This window comes from Kribbella sp. NPDC056861, from assembly GCF_040687575.1.
Taxonomy (GTDB): Bacteria; Actinomycetota; Actinomycetes; order Propionibacteriales; family Kribbellaceae; genus Kribbella.
Genome location: NZ_JBFBNQ010000009.1, coordinates 416,959 through 433,224, shown reverse-complemented (window position 1 = coordinate 433,224; position 16,266 = coordinate 416,959). Strand labels below are relative to the sequence as shown.

General features: G+C 62.8%; 17 protein-coding genes and 3 pseudogenes. 7 read left to right on the top strand and 13 right to left on the bottom strand.

Going from position 1 to position 16,266, the window contains the following annotated elements:
- Positions 1-66: 66 nt before the first annotated feature.
- The gene (locus AB0P21_RS38965) at positions 67-1,206 is read right to left on the bottom strand and encodes a glutathione-independent formaldehyde dehydrogenase (RefSeq protein WP_363704109.1); all 1,140 of its coding nucleotides are present in this window, start codon (positions 1,204-1,206) and stop codon (positions 67-69) included.
- Between the two features lie 705 nt (positions 1,207-1,911).
- On the opposite strand from AB0P21_RS38965, the pseudogene AB0P21_RS38960 reads away from it, so the two are divergent.
- Positions 1,912-2,046: pseudogene (locus AB0P21_RS38960) on the top strand (sigma factor); the annotation flags it as partial.
- A 72-nt stretch (positions 2,047-2,118) separates the two neighbouring features.
- Positions 2,119-2,955 (top strand): SDR family NAD(P)-dependent oxidoreductase, encoded by an 837-nt coding sequence (locus AB0P21_RS38955; RefSeq protein ID WP_363704159.1) that lies wholly within the window; start codon positions 2,119-2,121, stop codon positions 2,953-2,955.
- Here the strand turns inward: AB0P21_RS38955 and AB0P21_RS38950 are convergent.
- Positions 2,867-3,454 carry a TIGR03557 family F420-dependent LLM class oxidoreductase gene (locus tag AB0P21_RS38950; RefSeq protein ID WP_363704157.1) on the bottom strand — a complete coding sequence of 196 codons (588 nt, stop codon included), beginning with the start codon at positions 3,452-3,454 and terminating at the stop codon, positions 2,867-2,869. The genes AB0P21_RS38955 and AB0P21_RS38950 overlap by 89 nt on opposite strands.
- On the opposite strand from AB0P21_RS38950, the gene AB0P21_RS38945 reads away from it, so the two are divergent.
- Positions 3,356-3,619, top strand: a complete 264-nt coding sequence (locus tag AB0P21_RS38945) for a hypothetical protein (RefSeq protein ID WP_363704165.1) — start codon at positions 3,356-3,358, stop codon at positions 3,617-3,619. The genes AB0P21_RS38950 and AB0P21_RS38945 overlap by 99 nt on opposite strands.
- Here the strand turns inward: AB0P21_RS38945 and AB0P21_RS38940 are convergent.
- A pseudogene (locus AB0P21_RS38940) lies at positions 3,559-3,726 on the bottom strand (LLM class F420-dependent oxidoreductase); the annotation flags it as partial. The gene AB0P21_RS38945 and the pseudogene AB0P21_RS38940 sit on opposite strands and share 61 nt — an antisense overlap.
- A gap of 10 nt (positions 3,727-3,736) precedes the next feature.
- Complete coding sequence (locus AB0P21_RS38935; protein WP_363704107.1) at positions 3,737-3,871, bottom strand: hypothetical protein; 135 nt, start codon at positions 3,869-3,871, stop codon at positions 3,737-3,739.
- A gap of 94 nt (positions 3,872-3,965) precedes the next feature.
- Here AB0P21_RS38935 and AB0P21_RS38930 point away from each other — a divergent pair, with 94 nt between their 5' ends.
- Entirely contained in the window at positions 3,966-5,087 is a 1,122-nt protein-coding gene (locus tag AB0P21_RS38930) for an aminotransferase class I/II-fold pyridoxal phosphate-dependent enzyme (RefSeq protein ID WP_363704105.1), read from the top strand.
- Here the strand turns inward: AB0P21_RS38930 and AB0P21_RS38925 are convergent.
- From AB0P21_RS38925 to AB0P21_RS38905, 5 genes are all read right to left on the bottom strand, one after another.
- On the bottom strand, positions 5,081-5,224 hold the full coding sequence (locus AB0P21_RS38925; RefSeq protein ID WP_363704104.1) for a hypothetical protein: 144 nt from the start codon (positions 5,222-5,224) through the stop codon (positions 5,081-5,083). The two genes, AB0P21_RS38930 and AB0P21_RS38925, sit on opposite strands and share 7 nt — an antisense overlap.
- A 16-nt stretch (positions 5,225-5,240) precedes the next feature.
- On the bottom strand, positions 5,241-5,417 hold the full coding sequence (locus tag AB0P21_RS38920; RefSeq protein WP_363704102.1) for a hypothetical protein: 177 nt from the start codon (positions 5,415-5,417) through the stop codon (positions 5,241-5,243).
- On the bottom strand, positions 5,418-5,609 hold the full coding sequence (locus AB0P21_RS38915; RefSeq protein WP_363704100.1) for a hypothetical protein: 192 nt from the start codon (positions 5,607-5,609) through the stop codon (positions 5,418-5,420).
- 88 nt (positions 5,610-5,697) lie between these two features.
- Positions 5,698-6,036, bottom strand: coding sequence for a divalent metal cation transporter (locus AB0P21_RS38910; protein WP_363704155.1), 339 nt, complete (start codon positions 6,034-6,036; stop codon positions 5,698-5,700).
- Positions 5,964-6,884, bottom strand: a complete 921-nt coding sequence (locus AB0P21_RS38905; RefSeq protein WP_363704098.1) for a divalent metal cation transporter — start codon at positions 6,882-6,884, stop codon at positions 5,964-5,966. The genes AB0P21_RS38910 and AB0P21_RS38905 overlap by 73 nt, the downstream gene beginning before the upstream one ends.
- A 502-nt stretch (positions 6,885-7,386) precedes the next feature.
- On the opposite strand from AB0P21_RS38905, the gene AB0P21_RS38900 reads away from it, so the two are divergent.
- The 3 genes and pseudogenes from AB0P21_RS38900 (at position 7,387) to AB0P21_RS38890 (ending at position 8,945) form a co-directional block, all read left to right on the top strand.
- Positions 7,387-7,659 carry a hypothetical protein gene (locus tag AB0P21_RS38900; protein WP_363704096.1) on the top strand — a complete coding sequence of 91 codons (273 nt, stop codon included), beginning with the start codon at positions 7,387-7,389 and terminating at the stop codon, positions 7,657-7,659.
- A 523-nt stretch (positions 7,660-8,182) separates the two neighbouring features.
- Complete coding sequence (locus AB0P21_RS38895; protein ID WP_363704094.1) at positions 8,183-8,512, top strand: DddA-like double-stranded DNA deaminase toxin; 330 nt, start codon at positions 8,183-8,185, stop codon at positions 8,510-8,512.
- Positions 8,509-8,945, top strand: a pseudogene (locus AB0P21_RS38890) (Imm1 family immunity protein). The gene AB0P21_RS38895 and the pseudogene AB0P21_RS38890 overlap by 4 nt, the downstream one beginning before the upstream one ends.
- 67 nt (positions 8,946-9,012) lie before the next feature.
- Here the strand turns inward: AB0P21_RS38890 and AB0P21_RS38885 are convergent.
- From AB0P21_RS38885 to AB0P21_RS38870, 4 genes are all read right to left on the bottom strand, one after another.
- Positions 9,013-12,087, bottom strand: coding sequence for an HsdR family type I site-specific deoxyribonuclease (locus AB0P21_RS38885; RefSeq protein ID WP_363704092.1), 3,075 nt, complete (start codon positions 12,085-12,087; stop codon positions 9,013-9,015).
- Between the two features lies 1 nt (position 12,088).
- Complete coding sequence (locus AB0P21_RS38880; protein ID WP_363704090.1) at positions 12,089-13,369, bottom strand: restriction endonuclease subunit S; 1,281 nt, start codon at positions 13,367-13,369, stop codon at positions 12,089-12,091.
- Positions 13,362-14,876 carry a class I SAM-dependent DNA methyltransferase gene (locus AB0P21_RS38875; protein ID WP_363704088.1) on the bottom strand — a complete coding sequence of 505 codons (1,515 nt, stop codon included), beginning with the start codon at positions 14,874-14,876 and terminating at the stop codon, positions 13,362-13,364. The genes AB0P21_RS38880 and AB0P21_RS38875 overlap by 8 nt, the downstream gene beginning before the upstream one ends.
- Positions 14,877-15,013: 137 nt before the next feature.
- Complete coding sequence (locus AB0P21_RS38870; protein WP_363704086.1) at positions 15,014-15,964, bottom strand: DUF1524 domain-containing protein; 951 nt, start codon at positions 15,962-15,964, stop codon at positions 15,014-15,016.
- Between the last annotated feature and the right edge of the window lie 302 nt (positions 15,965-16,266).

The following is a 16,266-nucleotide window of genomic DNA, read 5'->3' as shown; positions in this document are numbered from 1 at the left end:
CCGGGATGCACACAAGAAGGGAGCCGACCGGCACTTGCCGAGCGGCTCCCTTCCTGTTGTCGCGGGTCAGGTACCGGGGTGGAGAAGCACTTTGGTGTAACCGTCGATGCGCTTGTCGAACTTGTCATAGGCATCGACCGCGTCGTCCAGCGGGACTTCGTGGGAAACGATCACCGACGGTGTCGCGCGGCCGTGGATGATGAGGTCGCGAAGTTCCCGGTTGTACTTCTTGACCGGACATTGCCCGGATCCGATGCTGATGCCTTTCTCGAACGCGGCGCCGTAGTTGAACGCGATCCGGCCTTCCTTGGCCCGATCATTGGCGGCCTTGGGGTCTTCGGGGACGTAGACGCCGACGACACCGATGTGCCCGGTGGCCCGGACCGCCTTCACGAGGTTGTCCAAGACCATCTCGGGGTGCTCGTCACCGGCCGGGTCGTGTGCCTGATAGCCGACCGCTTCGACGCCACAGTCGGCTCCGAACCCGTCAGTCGCGTCCAGGACAGCCTCGGCCGGATCGGTCTTCGAAAAATCGATCGCAGTAGCGCCCATCTGCTCGGCCAACATCAACCGATCCGGCTCTTTGTCCACGACGAAGACCTGCGCTGCTCCGCGCAGCAGCGAACTGTGCGCCGCCATCAGACCAACCGGGCCGGCACCGAAGACCACGACCGACTTACCAGGACCGACCATCGCCAACTCGGTGCCGTGGTATCCGGTCGGGAAGATGTCGGACAGCATGGTGAAATCATTCTCGAAATCGCTGCCGGGAGGGAGTTCGAGCAGGTTGAAGTCGGCCCAGGGCACCCGCAGGTACTCCGCCTGCCCACCCCAGTACGGTCCCATCTGCGGATAGCCGTACCCGGCACCCGGGTTGCCCGACGGGTTCGCGCGCAGACAGGCCGAGGTGTAACCGTTGTTGCAATTACGACAGGTCCCGCAGGCCAGATTGAACGGCACCGAGACTCGGTCGCCGACCTTGATCCGCTCGACCCCGGCACCGACGGCTTCGACGATGCCCATGTTCTCGTGACCCAGGACCATCCCGGCGTCCAGCTCGGCGCGACCCTCGTACGGGTGCAGGTCGGATCCGCAGATGTTCGCGGTCGTGACCCGAATGACCGCGTCCAACGGCGTCTCGACCTTGGGGTCCTCGACCTCTTCAACGGCAAGTTCGTACGGCGCTTTGAAAACGACAGCCTTCACGGCTCTCCCTTCGAGCAAACCCCAAAGAGTTCGCTGCAGTGGATGGCAGCCGATGGCCGCCAACCAGCGACCAGCTCTCACGGCTGGTGCCCGAGCAGGCCGCTCTGTTCCGAACAACCCGGCACGCGCAACTGCCCTGTACCCCACCAGCAGACTTCCGAGTCCTCGCCTTCCTCGCCTCGCTCGAGCATGTCTGGTCCGGATGACAGCGCGAAAAGTGCTGACGCTCAGTTGATGGCAAGCCTTCCCAGCTGCTGCGGGAACGGATCGACAACGACGACGACCCAACGCTGGCGGCCGGGTCGTCGAAGCGACAGGCCCGCCACTCCCAGGAACACAACCAACGACCCCACGGCGTCGCCGATGCCGTCGAATAGCGGACCATGAAGGGGCCGCGCGGTCGGCGCCGTGGTGGCCCGGTGGGGCCGCGCATAGGTCTCTGGGAAACTTTTGCATCGAATCAGCGGATCAGGGCACTACAGCAAAGTGTGTATTGACCGTCGTCCAGCCTCGTGGCCGTGCCGTGACGAACGTCGCGAGGTCACCTCATGGATTGGTTCTGAACATCCTCGACACAGTCCCGGCTCAATGTTCCACCCCTGAGCAACGAGCCCAGCGCGAAGCTGCGACGCAGGTCCTGCTGCGGCAACGAGCAGCCTCTGCTGAACCCGGTGAACGTCAACGGCTGCTGGAGGCGATCGTACTGAGATGGACGATCTGGCACAGGTCGCGTGCTTGGCGCTGGTCAAGGTGACGAACAACTACAGTCCGGAGTCCGGTACGCCGTTCATCGGCTATGCCACTCCCTCGATCCGGGGCGAGATCAAACGCTACTTCCGTGACTCGGCCTGGGTGGTACGGATCCCGTGCCCGCTGCAAGAACTCCAAGGGGCCATCACCGCAAAGGTGCCGATGCTCGAACACGAGCTGAATCGTCCGGCGACCACCGCCGAGATCGCCGATTACCTTGATGTGAGCACGAGCGAGGTCGATGAGGCGCGAGCCGCGCGAGGTTGCTTCAGGGTGCTGTCGCTGGACGATCCCAGCAGCAGCGACGGGAACGGCTCTGCTCTGGATCTGGCAAGTTCACTGGCCGCCGAGACCGATCGCGACGTGGCCCAGTTCGAGACCCTCGATCAAATGGCTCCGTTCCTGGACGGCCTCGACGCCCGAACGCGGCGCATCCTGCAAGCGACCTTCGATCGTTTCCAGATCCAACTGAAAGCTGCCGCAGTCCACTGCCTGACCTCGTTGCCCGCTTTCTCACTTCTCTTGAGCAGAGGGTCGTTCCGTGGTCTGAAAGGCTGCGGGGCCGGGTACCAGCTGTCCATGCCAACGCGACCTCTTGCCCTCGTCACCGGCGCATCGAGTGGGATCGGCCCGGAGCTGGCGCGCAGGTTCGCCTTGCACGGCTACGACCTTGTGATCGCCGCAGAGGACTCAAAGATCGAAGCCGCCGCGACCGAGCTCCGTGTCGCCGGACCCGAGACCGTCCAGGTCGAGGCTCTGAAGCTCGACTTGTCGCAAACCAAAGGCGTCCAGCTCCTGTACAGCGCGCTGAACGGCCGGGTCCCCGACGCGATCGCACTGAACGCCGGATTCGGGCTCGGCGGCTCTTTCGCCGAGAACGACCTGTCGGTCGAACTCACGATGATCGACCTCAACGTACGCTCCACTCTCTCGCCACCTCGACATGCCGCTCGACATCGGGGCCGCACGCGAGCTGCTCCGCCATGTGGTCGGCCGTGACGAGCTTGGTAGCCGCGTCGGAGTTCACCGGGTTCGGCAGTTCCGACTGGACCTTCGATCCGGTGACACCGAACCGGAAGAGCCGTCTGGCTGACTCCGCGGCCTCCCCGACCGACGGTGCCCACGCGAGCGGGACTTCGGCGTACCGGGGTCCTTGCCCGCCGGCCTTCTCGTACTCCGCGATGAGGTCGGCGCGTGGTTCGGTGACGAACAAGGCATCGCCCAACTCGCCGGCGATACGCGCCGCGGCAGGTCCTCCGGCAGCGACCGCGATGCGGGGCAGCGGGTCGGGCAGGTCGAAGACCCGCGCATCCTCCAGCCGAAGATGCTTACCCTCGTACGACTGGTAGCCGCCGCTCCACAGCAGCCGGATGATCTCCAGCGACTCGCGGAGCATCTCGTGGCGCTGGGCAACGGCCGGCCAGCCCTTACCGACGATGTGTTCGTTGAGCCGCTCCCCGGAACCGATCTCGAGCGTGAACCGGCCGTCCGAGAGCAGCGCCGTGGTGGCAGCCGCCTGCGCGACAATCGTTGGTGGTACCGGATGAAAGGGCAGGTCACCCCGGTCGCCAGCTTGATTCGCGACGTCCGCGCCGCTGCGACCGCGAGCATCGAGAAGGCGAATCCGGAATGCTCGTGCTCCGACACCCAGGGATGGAAGTGATCGCTCAACTCGACGAAGTCGAACCCGGCCTCTTCCGCCCGGACGGCCTGGTCGACGATGTCGGTTGGCGAGTACGCCAACGCGATCAGTTTGTACCCGAGTCGCATCGAGCCTCCTTCAGTCTCGCGGGAGTTGCTCGTTGGGATCATCGTCCGGATCCGGCTCCAGAGCCGGATCGACCAAATCCGGGTTCTCGTCCGGGTCGCTGCCCGGGCCACTCGGCACGATCGGGGGAATCGGGGTGGTGGTCATCGCAGTACCTTCTGGTGGAAGATCTTCCAGTACCCCTGGGGTGCCGAAGGCAATCAGCCTGGGTACCAGGGGCGGAACCGACCGCAGGAGGAGCATGCCCAAGGTGCCGGCACTCGCGGAGTTGCAGCGGCGGCGGAGTGAGAAGTGGTACGGCCATGGCGACGGCGTGATCGCCGCGACAGTCGCGGAGATGGATTTCGAGCTGGCCGAGCCGATCGCGGCCGTGCTGCACGATGCCGTCTCCCGCAGCGACCTCGGCTACACCTCCGGCGTTCCGTCGTCCCTCGGTACGGCCTTCGCCGGTTTCGCCCGGCGCCGACTGGACTGGACGGTCGACCCCGATCGGCTGACGCTCGTCCCCGACGTGATGATCGGACTGATCGAGCTGTGCAGGCTGATCGCACCGGGCGGCTCGATCGGCTTCGCCAGTGCCGCCTATCCGCCGTTCCTCACCCAACTCCCGGCGGCCGGCTTCTCGCTGGTTCCGATGCCGCTGGTCGCCGACGGCGCCTTCGACCTCGACCGGCTGACCACCCAGTTGCAGGACGGGCTGGACGTCCTGATTCTCGCCAACCCGCACAACCCCACCGGTCGCGCCGTGCCGCGAGACGAACTCGTCCGCATCGCGGAGCTCTGCGCGCAGCACGACGCCTGGGTGCTCGCCGACGAGATCCACGCACCGCTCGTCCTGCCCGGCGCCAGGCACGTGCCGTGGCTCGAAGTCTCCGAGGCCGCCCGGTACTGCGGCATTTCGTTGACCTCGGCATCCAAAGCGTTCAATCTCGCCGGACTCAAAGCCGCGCTGCTGGTGACCGCCTCGGACCGCGCGCAGGACATCGTCAGCCGCCTCCCGCTCACCAACGACCAAGTCGGTCTCCTCGGCCTGCTGGCAGCTGAAGCAGCCTTCACCTCGGGCGACGACTGGCTGGACGACGTACTGCGTCAACTCGACCGCAACCGCACGGTCCTCGGCGACCAACTCCCAGGCGGCATCGTCTGGACTCCCCCGCAGGCCACCTACGTCGCCTGGCTCGACTGCACCGGCGCCAACGTCGGTGAAGACCCGGCCGCCTATTTCCTGGAGCACTCACGCGTCGCACTCAGCCCTGGGCGAACCTACGACCCCGCCGCAACCAACTTCGTCCGCCTGAACTTCGGCACAAGCGAAGAGCTCCTCACAGAGATGCTGACCCGGCTGTCTGACCGCGGTCAGTAGCGGGCCAGTTGCTCGAGCGGCTCGAGGTCCGCACGCCCGGTCTTCGACCCGACCGCGTCGTCCGTGATCCGGGCGATATCGGCCAGCGGCAGGTACCGGACCTCGTCCAGCCTGCTGTGGACAAGCGCGCGGAGCAAAGCGGGCCCAAACGTGTCACTCGTAGCCGAAGAGCTGGGTGGCGTGACGCTCGACGACGATCAGACCGTTCACCCGGTACACCGCCTGACCGCCACCCGAAGGCAACGGACCGTCCTGGACCAGCCGGACGTCGGCGACCCCCATCGACCCGCTGATGATGACGATCGACCAGCTGGCGTCCGAGGGGCTCATTCAGGCGCATGGCCGGCTCCAGGGATCTTGTCGATGACGTGCCGTGCGACCCAGTCGCCACCCTCGGTGAGGTTCAGGGTTGCCGGGCACGATCTTGACGGCGTTGTCGATCTCCATCACCTGGACGGCCGGGATCCGCTCGCGCCCGGAGATCAGCGCGGTCACCACCGGCGGATCGGCGTCAAGATCCACCTCGACATTGTCGACCTTGCCCAGCAACTGGTCGATCAGCTGCCGATCCAGCAGATGCAGCTGGGCATGCAGAACCGTCCCGCCATCGTCATCGCCCCGCTTTCGTCAGGATCATCAGCGGAATCGCCACAATCGATGCCACCAGCAACAAGTCGAGATAGATCAGCCCGAAGAAGTTCAGCATCCTGCCGTTCACGTGCTTGCCCATGTAGTCGGGATCGTTGGCGACGATCAGGATCGGCAGATAGGTCAACGGCAACGCCACCGCGGCGAACACCACCGAGTACTCCGTCACCTTCACCGGGTCGACCACCGTCATCAGAGTCAGGATCGCCAGCAGCAGGCAGATGATCATCACCAGCTGGATGCGCGCGGCCTGCCCCGGCCGGACGAACTTGCCCCACTGCCACCCGAAGTGCTGCGCGATCGTGTAGCCGCTCGACAGCGCCGTCTCGAGTGCCGCACCGAAGGTCGCCGCGAACACCGATCAGCACGATCGCCAGCCCGAGTTTGCCGAAGGCAACAGCCGCCGGGAGAGTCACCTGCCCGAGCGTCTCCACCTGGGCCCGTCCGGCAAATAGAGCACAGCGGCGAACCCAGCGGGAAGCCGATCAGCATATTCGACCGCTCGGTCGACAGATCCCGCCTGCTCCACCTCACCTCGACCCCACCACAGGAGAAGAAGAACACTTCGCACGGCGTCATCGCGGCGCCGAACAGCGCGATCGCATAGTACGCGTACGTCGCCCAGATCTCGTGACCGATGGGCTGCGGGTTGGTTGCCCGGTGCAGCAGCTCACCCCAGTCCGGCCCCAGCTTCCACAACGCGACGGCGAAGATGATCAGCAGCAGGCCCATCAGACCGAACATCGTCTCCAGCTGGGAGAACTTGACCCGCCAGGTCACAAGCCACACCGCTAGCGCGGCCAACGGCACCCAGAGCAGGTAGTTGACCCCGGTCGCCAACTCGAAGGCCAGCGCGACACCACCGGTCTCGGCGATCAGGGTCAGCAGGGTGACCGGGAAGGAGGCGACCAGCGCCACCAGTCCAGTACGACGCCCGAGGCGCTCGCGGATCGGGTCGAGCACAGGTCGACCCGACACAGCGACGACGCGACCGGACATCTCGGCGTACCGGCAGATGCCGATCACGCCAACGACCACCACCCAGCTCAGTCTCATCCCGAAGCGGGCACCGACCAGGGCGTTGGTGACCAGATCCCCGATGTCGACGAAGCCGCCGATCGCGGTCAGGATGCCTGAGCGCGACGGCAAAAACCTTCTTCACTTCTCCGTCTCCCCAGCTTCCGCAACTAGGACGTGACGTGCTCACGTGAAAACTCATCTGATTCAGCGGCAGACAACAAGCGGTATCACCAGGCGATGGCATGCCTGCCACGGCATATGCGCAGGTCACGAGAGTTATCGCATGCTGACGAGTGGTATTGACAAGCCTGGCTCCAGAAAGCGGTGGTTAGGGGTTCGAGTCCCCTCGTCGGCCCTGTGACCAGGGCATATGCCTGCGAGCGAATGCTCCTAGCACGGCCAACTGACCGCTTACTGACCGCATTGGGGTTTCTTCTATCCACGGGTGCTCCGCAGCCGCTCCTTCGTCGCGTCAGCTACGCCCGCTCCCGCCCACCCGACCTCCTGCGGGCTACGTCCGCTCTTGCGCGCTCCGCGCGCCGTCAACCGCCGCCAACCGGGACGAGGACCGTCGAGCGAGGTCGACTACACGCGACCACTCCTCCTCGGCTACATCCTCAAACATCTCCTCATGACCGATGGCGAGCTGGCCGACATCAAAGACCAGCTGGAGCAGTACGCCAAGGTCGAAGGCTTCGCGATGGGCACCATCTACACCGAGGAAACCGACACGACACCAGCCGCGTTCGAAGCCCTGATCGCAGCAGTCAACCGCTACGAGGTGACGACGGTGGTAATCCCGAGTCGGCTGCACTTCGCTGCCCTGGCAATCACGCACAACGTAAAGGACACCTTCGAGCGTGCGACCGGCGCCCGGGTCGTCATTGCGAACTCCATCCCATGATCTGGCGGAACCGGTGGGGCGTCGTCCTCATCTCCTCGGCGCAGTTGTGATCGCTGCGCACTCACCGGTTCCGTCATCACAACGTCCCTGTCTGAGTTCCCCGACCCTGTATCCCCTGATGACTCAGGCAGGGACTTCAGACCGGCTGGCGCGGATCAGGGAACGAGGCTGCTCTGCGCCAGCCGCTCCAACCTCCCGGCGTCGGACCCGTTGGGAGTGGCCGCGCCAACAACCCGAGTGCCCGGATGGCGGCAACGCAGCTGGGGGGAGGCCTCGAGGCGCTTTGAAGAAGCCGCCCACTATCTGTCCCTAGCCCCACCCAAAGCGCGCAGCTGGGTCCAGGAGATGGTCAGCGGTCAGAGAACAGCTCCTGCCCGGGAAGACCGCACTCACCCGAGCCCGGTCACCTGGCGCGATCCCGACAGACGAGCATCGGAGCCCGAGCCGGAAGATCCGTTTGATCCGACCGCCAGCCGGGTCATGCGCGATCTCCCTGTCCGCAAGCCTAAGGACAAGACACGCGGTGTCTCGGTCGACGAGGCAGGGGCGGCGGCAGGAGTGGGTCAGCGGATTCGACGAATATCGCAAGCAGGCCGACGATCTCGCGGACGAACTCGGGCTCGGCCGTCTGTGGACGACCTCGCACGTGGAGATAAAGTTCGCGATGTTCATGCGAGAGCGTGGACTAACTAACGCACGACTGATCCTGAACAACATCCCCTGCGACGACGAAGAGTTCTCCTGCGAGAACCTGCTTATAAGGTTCCTCCCACCCGGCGCGAAGCTGACGATCTACGCACCCGAAAACTTCAAACGCACCTACTCCACATCAGATGACGGGAGCAGTCGATGAGCTACACAGCACGCGCCAACCACAAGCGAGGCCAGTCCAGCGGCCCAGTCCAGATCACCGGCCCACAAGACATCGACGCACTGATCCTGGATCTGTCCATCGACGACGGCGACAACACGATCGCCGGCATCTACATCAGCGAACGCCCTGTCACAGCCCAGGGCCTCCCGGACCACGAACTCCGGATCGCCATCGACGGCGAACGCAAAGTCGGAGCCATCCGCTACATGTCCGGCAACAACGCCTGGTACGCCGTCGGCCAAACTCCAACCTCGCCGAAGTCCTCTACTTCTACATGGGCCATGACGAGCAGTACCCCCAAAGCTCCGAGATCACCATCGACGAGATCCGCACAGCCACCAACGAGTTCCTCGCCTCAGGAAGCAACCGACCTACCTTCCCAACCTGGTCCGAGTGGCCAGCAAACCTCTGACCTTACTTCGGTCGGTCCAATCCGAGCTGGCGTGTCTGCTCTGCAGCCCCAACACCTGCAATAGCAGCTAATAGTTCTCGCGTACATATTCGTAGGTCTTGTCGAAGAGTTGCCCTTTGATCGGGAGACCGTACTCCTTCAACACGGACCGCAGTTCCCTGCGAACATGTTTGTCGCCCGAGTCACTCTCGGTCCAACCGGTGTAAATGACCTCGATGACAATGGAGTCGATTCGAAAGACGAGGTCTGGCACGATCTTGTGCAGCCCGGAAGGCGTATTCTCCTCAACGATCTGAGTGAGTGCGCCGCTCCTGGGATCCAGTAGCTTCTCCAGGGCGTCCTCGTCTCCCGCCGCAGCAGCTCGGTCAGCGGCCACCACGTCCTGAGCGATCCGCAGAGCCTCTTCGAGAAACGCAAGCGAGTCTTCGACGTTCTCGATCGCCTTCGCCCGCAGCTTCTCGATACGCTCTGCCAACGACTTGTACACGGGGCTGTCATTGTCGTTGATTCGCCGCTTGAGGCGGGCTTCGATAGAGTCCAGCACCTCTTGATAGACGCTGCCCTCCTTCGTCTCCGGCGAGTCGGGTTCCGGGAGTCTCAGCTGCTCTGCGATCCTCTTCACCAACGCCAGGCCGGCGGCATCGAGCGTGACCGTCTTCGATCGCATCGACTTCACTTTGACATCGGACATATGGCCGTAGATCAGCTCGGTGGTCTTCGCGCCGAGACGGATCCACAGGAAAGCCTTGGAGATGTCCTTGGGCCGGATCGACTCGTACACCTTCGCGAGCCAGAAGTACTGCTGCTTGAACGGCTGAAGCATCGGGTTGGGGTCGAGGAACTCCCACACCGTCTGCAGCGCGACATAGGACTCGACGAACTCGGTGCGCTCGGTGCTGCCCTCCGGGATCCGCTCGTGGGCCTCAGCGAGCGACTCGAACGACGAATCAGTCGTGTCGATGCCGTTGAACAGATACAGGACACGCGTGAGGTCAGTGACGAATTTGCCTGCCAGCTTGGAAGCGTCCGTGACGTTCAGCTCGTCCTCTTCGTCTGCCTTCGCCCTAGGACCCGCGATCGCATTGCCGATGGCCTTCGCGAGCCCGATGTAGTCGACAACGCGACCGTAGTCCTTGCGCTGGCCGGTGACAGGGTTCTTCCACGGCCGGTTCGGTCGCGTGATCGTCTGGAAGAGGTTCGCATCCTTAGCGGGCTTGTCGAGGTACAACACGCCTTCGATAGGTGCGTTGAAGCCTGTCATCCACTTCGCGGTAACGACGATGAACGACAGCGGATCGTCGACCTTCTTGAAGCGACGCTTGAGCGATTCCTCCTGCGTCGGCGTCAGCAGGAACTTCTTGTACTCCTTCGGTGTGTCCTTGGAGTCGGCCACGTGCATCACGGCCCCGACCTCACGCATCCGGCCATCGAGCATCATCGCGGATCGGCGCTCCAGCTCAACCTCGATGGCGCCGACGTAGGCGACCACAAGACTCTGGTTGTAAGCCACGACTTGGGCCTTCTGCCCCAGGGGCGCGACGAAAGTCAGGAAGTGGTCGACGATGTCGGCGCACACAGCCGCGACGCGCTCCGGGTTGGAGAGGATCGTCTCAATGTGCGAGGCCTTGCCGGACAGATAGACCTTCTCCTCCTCGTCCAGCTCCTCCTCGGCCGCCAATTCGTCGAACGCCTCGTCCAAAGCCTCCTTATCGAGGCTGAACCCCACCGATCGGCCCTCGACGATGATGGGCTTCGTGAACCCGTCGGCGATGGACTGCTCCGGCGTGTAGCGAGACATGACGAAATCAGGGTCGTCCGGGTCGCCGAACAGCTTGAACGTCGAGCGATCCTTATCTTCGATCGCGGTTCCCGTCGCACCGAAGAACTTGGCGTTCGGCACCGCCGCGCGCCACGCGTCGCCGAACTTGCCCTGCTGCGAGCGATGGGCCTCGTCGACAAGGACGACGATGTTCGACCGGTCGTTAAGGTGGCCGGCTTCGGCGAACTTGTGCACCGTCGTGATGACCACACCCGGCTCGCCACTGCGGAGCAAAGCGTGCAGCTCACGCCTGTTGCCAGGCACAATCATGCGCGGCATACCGGCCGTCTCGAACATTTCCGCTGTCTGCCGGACCAGATCCTTCCGGTCGGCGATCACGATCACCGTCGGCGCGCCACCGAACTTCGCCGTCACCGCGTCGTCGCGCAGCAGACGAGCCGCCGCGAACGCCATCAGTTCGGTTTTCCCCGACCCCTGGTGGTGCCAGATCAACCCACCTGGCCGGCCCGCGAGCACCTTGGCATGGATCGCGAGAGCCGCCTCGAACTGCGGGTAGCGCGGCAGAAACTTGACGTCGACCTCGGACGCGTCCCGCGCATGGCGGAACATCACCAGATCCTTGAGGATCGGCAGCACCGTCTCCGGCCGAAGCAGCAGACGCGCCGCGCGCTCGACACGAGCCGGGCCGGTGACCTTCTTCGGATCGTCCTCGGTTGACCCCCACGGTGCCCAGATCTCGGAGTCAGGATCCGGGACGGCGCGGATGGGAGCCATCCGGAACTCAAGGCCCTCGGTGGCAAGGTTGAAGACGTTCGTCGCGAAGAAGTTCGGGTACTCCTCCTCGTAGACGTCGTAGATGTCCTTGGCGGCGTTCACCCACGACACCGTGTGCTTCACTGGCGTCTTCGTCTCGGCAACGACGAGCGGGAACCCGTTGACGTAGTAGACGACGTCGAATCGGCGCAGTTTGACGGCCCCTCCAACGGTGACCTCGTCCGCGACGGTGAACCGGTTGTTATCGAGGTCGTCGAAGTCGATGAGCCTACGGGGCACGTGTTTGCCATCGATGGTCGGGAACGAGTGGTCACCGCGCAACATCACGGTCAGCCGCTCATTGGCCGCAACGAGCCCGTTTTGTGCGTCCAAGATCACCTGGTTGACCTCGTGCACAACCAGGTCGGCAGACTCGGGATCGTCGACCAGCTCCGGGTTCAGCGCGAGCAGTGCCTCTCGTGCCCACTCCTCGATGATGACGTCATGCTCGTCACGGGGGAGCTCGTCGCCCATGACTCGATCCCAGCCAGCCTCCTCAGCCCACTCGAGGAGGGACCGCTGGATAGTGCTGGCTTCCGTCCAACCCACCTCAGAACACCCCTTCTAATTGTGCATCGTACGACTCTGAGATCTCGACCTCTCGATTGAGGAGCGCAGCGATGAGCGATGAGCGAAAGGTTCGAACGCGGATAAGTTCATCAGTAAGTGCATCCACACTCGACTCAATGGAATCCAAAATCTTAACAATTTCAAACTGCTCTCTGATCGGAGGTAGCGGAAAATCGAATCTCTCAACATCCCGCTTACTGATGTTTGGGTCCTTGCGGGAACTTGCAGCAACAAGACGCCATTTGGGGCAACCCGCCTTCAATACATGATGCAGGTACGCAGGATCCACATCACCTCTGAGACTTGTTACAGCACTGATCGCCTGGTTAGTAGTGGACTCAATACCTAGACGCGCAGTTCTACCGATCTGAGCAAATCCTCCATACATTGCGATCAAGATAGTACCGGCCGGAAAGAGTCGCACTGAGGACTCTGCATACCCCGCTTCTGTGATGCACTCGTCCGTCGCGGCCAGAACACGCTCATTTAGGTCACCTGTCTTGACCCACGGAATATTACCGCCATCAAAGTAGCGCTCCTGCTCCGAACGGCGTGGAGTGGCTCCAGACCGAACAGTTGCAACCGTTCCGATTCGATCCTTACTCCAACCCGAAGGCAAATTTTCAGTCCAGGTATCAGGAGTAGTCAGATCGGTCATTTCACTTTGCCAGTCACCCTCAAGACCTACTGAGAGCAGCGCCACTCTCAGCTTCGTTAACATATGAACAGCGCAATCTTTTTCGAGAACCGCAGCCGATATCTGTGTATCTATCGCAGCCATGGCATCAACGATGCGGTGCTGCTCGGCCAGAGATGGGATGTCCAGGTGCGCGCCAAAGAACTCGGGGAGCCGGACATTCAGCAGCCCATGTGCGCGTGCACCTTCCCTCAACGTCCCTTTAAGGGAGTCGAAGAAGAAGCCGCCGTTGCAGGCATGAAGCAGGTAGTCCGGCTCGATACCGGGGCGGGCTCGAAAGACGATGTAGAGCGTGGTGACAACGGCGGGTTCATCACCATTCCATCGAGCTACGACGCCCCAAGGTGCCTTCTTGGAAGTGCTCTTGTTGTATACGAAATCACCTGGTTCAACGACCCAGTAGCCACTGAGATCGGCACTCGCGACGCGCTTGTTGAAGTAGGTTTCCTGATCAACAAGGCCGCGCCCAGCGGACACAGTCAGAACCCGCTGATGCCCGGCAGAGTTCCTGACTGCAACTCGATCGGCCACATCGTCTAGCCGTTTCACCTCCCAATCACTCATCAGACGCCTCGAACATGCTCAAGTCGATACCCGCCGCCGTGAGGCGCTCGAACATGGCCACCTCCGTGGCGATGCGATGTTGTCGAGCATCCGCGTAAGCAACCATTGCCGTGCCGAGATCAGCGGTCGCCTCGGCGGCGACCTTGATGTAGCGGCCGATGTTGAGGTCGAAGCCGTTTTCCTCGATCTCCTCGAACGGCACGAGCCGAGCCACTGCGCCGCCCTGACCGTCGGGATTTGCCCCGGCTCTGTAGGCATCGACGAGCGTTTTGATGTCGCGCTCAGACATGACGTTCTGGTTCTTGCCTTTGTCGAACCGGGCCGAGCCGTCTATGAAGAGCACGTGGTCCTTGCGTTCGGCGCTCTTCTGGTCGCGGAAAATCAGCAGGCACGCCGGGATCGAAGTTGAGTAGAAGAGGTTGGGCGGCAGCCCGATCACGGCCTCAAGGAGGTCTTTCTCGAGGAGACACTGCCGGATCCGCCCCTCGGCGGCGCCACGGAACAGCACACCGCGGGGCATGACGACACCCACACGGCCGGTGCCAGGATTCATCGACGAAACCATGTGCTGAACGAAGGCGAAGTCGCCGTTCTTAGCCGGCGGCACCCCGCAGATCGCCCGCGGATCGGAAGCCCAGCGATCGGCTCCCCAGTTCGACAGGGAGAACGGCGGATTGGCGATGACCGTATCGAAGGTGCGGACCGCACCGGTCGTGTCTTTGAACGCCGGCGCACGAAGGGTGTCTCCGCGCTTGATGTCGAAGTCTTCGATCTCGTGCAGGAACAGGTTCATCCGGGCGATCGAGGCGGTGGTCAGGTTGATCTCCTGGCCGTACACCCTCAACGTGCGGTGGTCTTTGCCGGCCTCACGGAACTGGTTGATCGTCGCGACCAGCATGCCGCCCGAGCCACAGGTCGGGTCGTAGACCGACTCCCCCGGCTCGGGCTGGAGGATCCCGACCAGCAGGTTGACGACCTGACGGGGCGTGAAGAACTCCCCCGCCTTCTTTCCTGATTCGTCCGCGAAATTCTTCAGCAAGTACTCGTAGCCAGCGCCCAGCAGGTCGTGGGACACCGTCGATGGGTCCAGCCGAATCTGGTTGAACGCTGTGATGAGTCCCAGCAGCGCGGACTCGGGGATGCGCTCCTTGTTACCCCAGGAAGCGTCCCCGAACACGCCTGCCAGCGACCGTGGGTTCGCCTTCTCGATCCGCTGGAACGTCTTCGCGATCTCAGCACCGAGGTTGGTGATCTTCCCCGTGGCCTCGCTCCACAGCGTGCCCTCGGGCAGCTCGAATCGATGGAAGTCCGCCTCGATCTCGTCATCTAGGTCGTCTCCATACTGCGCGATCGCCTCATCGTGCTCGTACACCCATGTGTCGCTGATCCACTTCCAGAACAGCATCGGGAAGACGTACGTCTTGAAATCGGCTGGATCGACGGGGCCACGAAGAGCGTTCGCAGCAGCCCACAGGCGGGATTCAAGCTCTTGCTGAGTGATCGTCACAGAGAGATGGTCCTTCGTTGAAGTCGGTACCCCAATTATGGAGGAAGATACCGACATGATGCAGGAGATCGACACCGCAGCTGTCGGCCATCACGTCTCAACCGCACGGCGACGCTCTTCCAGCGATCGAGCAGGTCCTAGATTCCAATCGCCCCCGGGGCTGCTGCAAGGAATTCCGCACGCACATCGCGTAGTCGACGGCCGTCGGCAAGGGTCCAGAAATACCACCCATTGGTCACTCGCTTCCGAACATGCTTAGCTGCACCCGATGGCGATTCGAAGCGTCGACCATCCACCGTGATGTGCCCGTCTGCGCCGACTGTCGCCTCGACTCCGCTGAAGTCTCGATGGCTCGCGAGCAGCTTCTCACCGGACGTCAGCGGACCGGCCTCGATCAGGTGTTTCAGCTGAACCCAGTCTTGGGCCTTGGTTTGCGGATCGACCACCTGCCCACTGTGGCTGTGCGGGACGGCCCAAACCCGCAGAATCGCGTCAGCTAAATCGCTGGTGCGTCGATCGATGAGCTCTTCGCACCACTCGCTGTTTTCTGTCTGGGCGAGCAGACGGCCGGTCAGCTTGATTGTGTTGTGCTCGAGCAGCGCGCGCCGCTTGACCACCCACGGACTGTGGCACAGTTTGGAGTTCAGTCCGCTCGTCAGCAGGGTCAGATTTCCAAGGCGGTGCACCCGCTCCCTCCGGGCCTGTTCCGCTTCGAGCCCAACAACCGGCCAGTTGTCCATCCACTTTTGCGGAAGTATGTGCTCGATCGGGAACCCAGCCCGCTCCACCTGGGGCTGACCTGTCTCGGCGCGAAAGTTATTCTCGATCGCTTCGAGGAACGCGCGGAGACGGGCACGTGGATAGCGGCGGTAGGCTGACTCATTCATGAGCGCTGCCCGTACCTCGTCGTCCCCGGGCCAGTATGTACTCGTGACATTGAGGCGTGCGAGGTGAGCGATGACGCGATCAGCCACTGCATTGGCTGGGGCCGCAGAGTTCGCCTTGATGACATCTGCGACGATGCGGCCAAGATCGGAGCCGGCCAACCGCAAAAAGCTGACGACGTACGACCCAGCTCTCTGCAGCATCGATGATCGTGTTGATCACATCATGTGGGAGGTCACGCCCCGGCTCATGGAGCCATACAAACAGGGGTTTGAGGAGCTCGATACCGCTCGCATGCATGCGATAGACAGCCATCTCGACCCTATCGAGATCCCCACCGGGTCTACCCGCAGCCTCCGTCCAAGTCTCGTACTGGATGGCCTGTGCCTTGATAACGGGTAGCAGCTCGGCCATTTTGTGGACCGATTGATGCTCAACAAATGTCTTAAATCTCGTAAATGTTGACTGCGGATTTACCTCCTCGCCCGTCCGGGCAATTAGCCAT

Excerpts from the sequence above, each read along its gene's own strand:
- AB0P21_RS38900 (WP_363704096.1), top strand. The coding sequence starts at position 7,387 with ATGACCGATGGCGAGCTGGCCGACATCAAAGACCAGCTGGAGCAGTAC.
- AB0P21_RS38930 (WP_363704105.1), top strand. The coding sequence starts at position 3,966 with ATGCCCAAGGTGCCGGCACTCGCGGAGTTGCAGCGGCGGCGGAGTGAG.
- AB0P21_RS38920 (WP_363704102.1), bottom strand. The coding sequence starts at position 5,417 with ATGAGCCCCTCGGACGCCAGCTGGTCGATCGTCATCATCAGCGGGTCG.
- AB0P21_RS38955 (WP_363704159.1), top strand. The coding sequence starts at position 2,119 with ATGCTCGAACACGAGCTGAATCGTCCGGCGACCACCGCCGAGATCGCC.
- AB0P21_RS38880 (WP_363704090.1), bottom strand. The coding sequence starts at position 13,369 with ATGAGTGATTGGGAGGTGAAACGGCTAGACGATGTGGCCGATCGAGTT.
- AB0P21_RS38935 (WP_363704107.1), bottom strand. The coding sequence starts at position 3,871 with ATGACCACCACCCCGATTCCCCCGATCGTGCCGAGTGGCCCGGGCAGC.
- AB0P21_RS38870 (WP_363704086.1), bottom strand. The coding sequence starts at position 15,964 with ATGCTGCAGAGAGCTGGGTCGTACGTCGTCAGCTTTTTGCGGTTGGCC.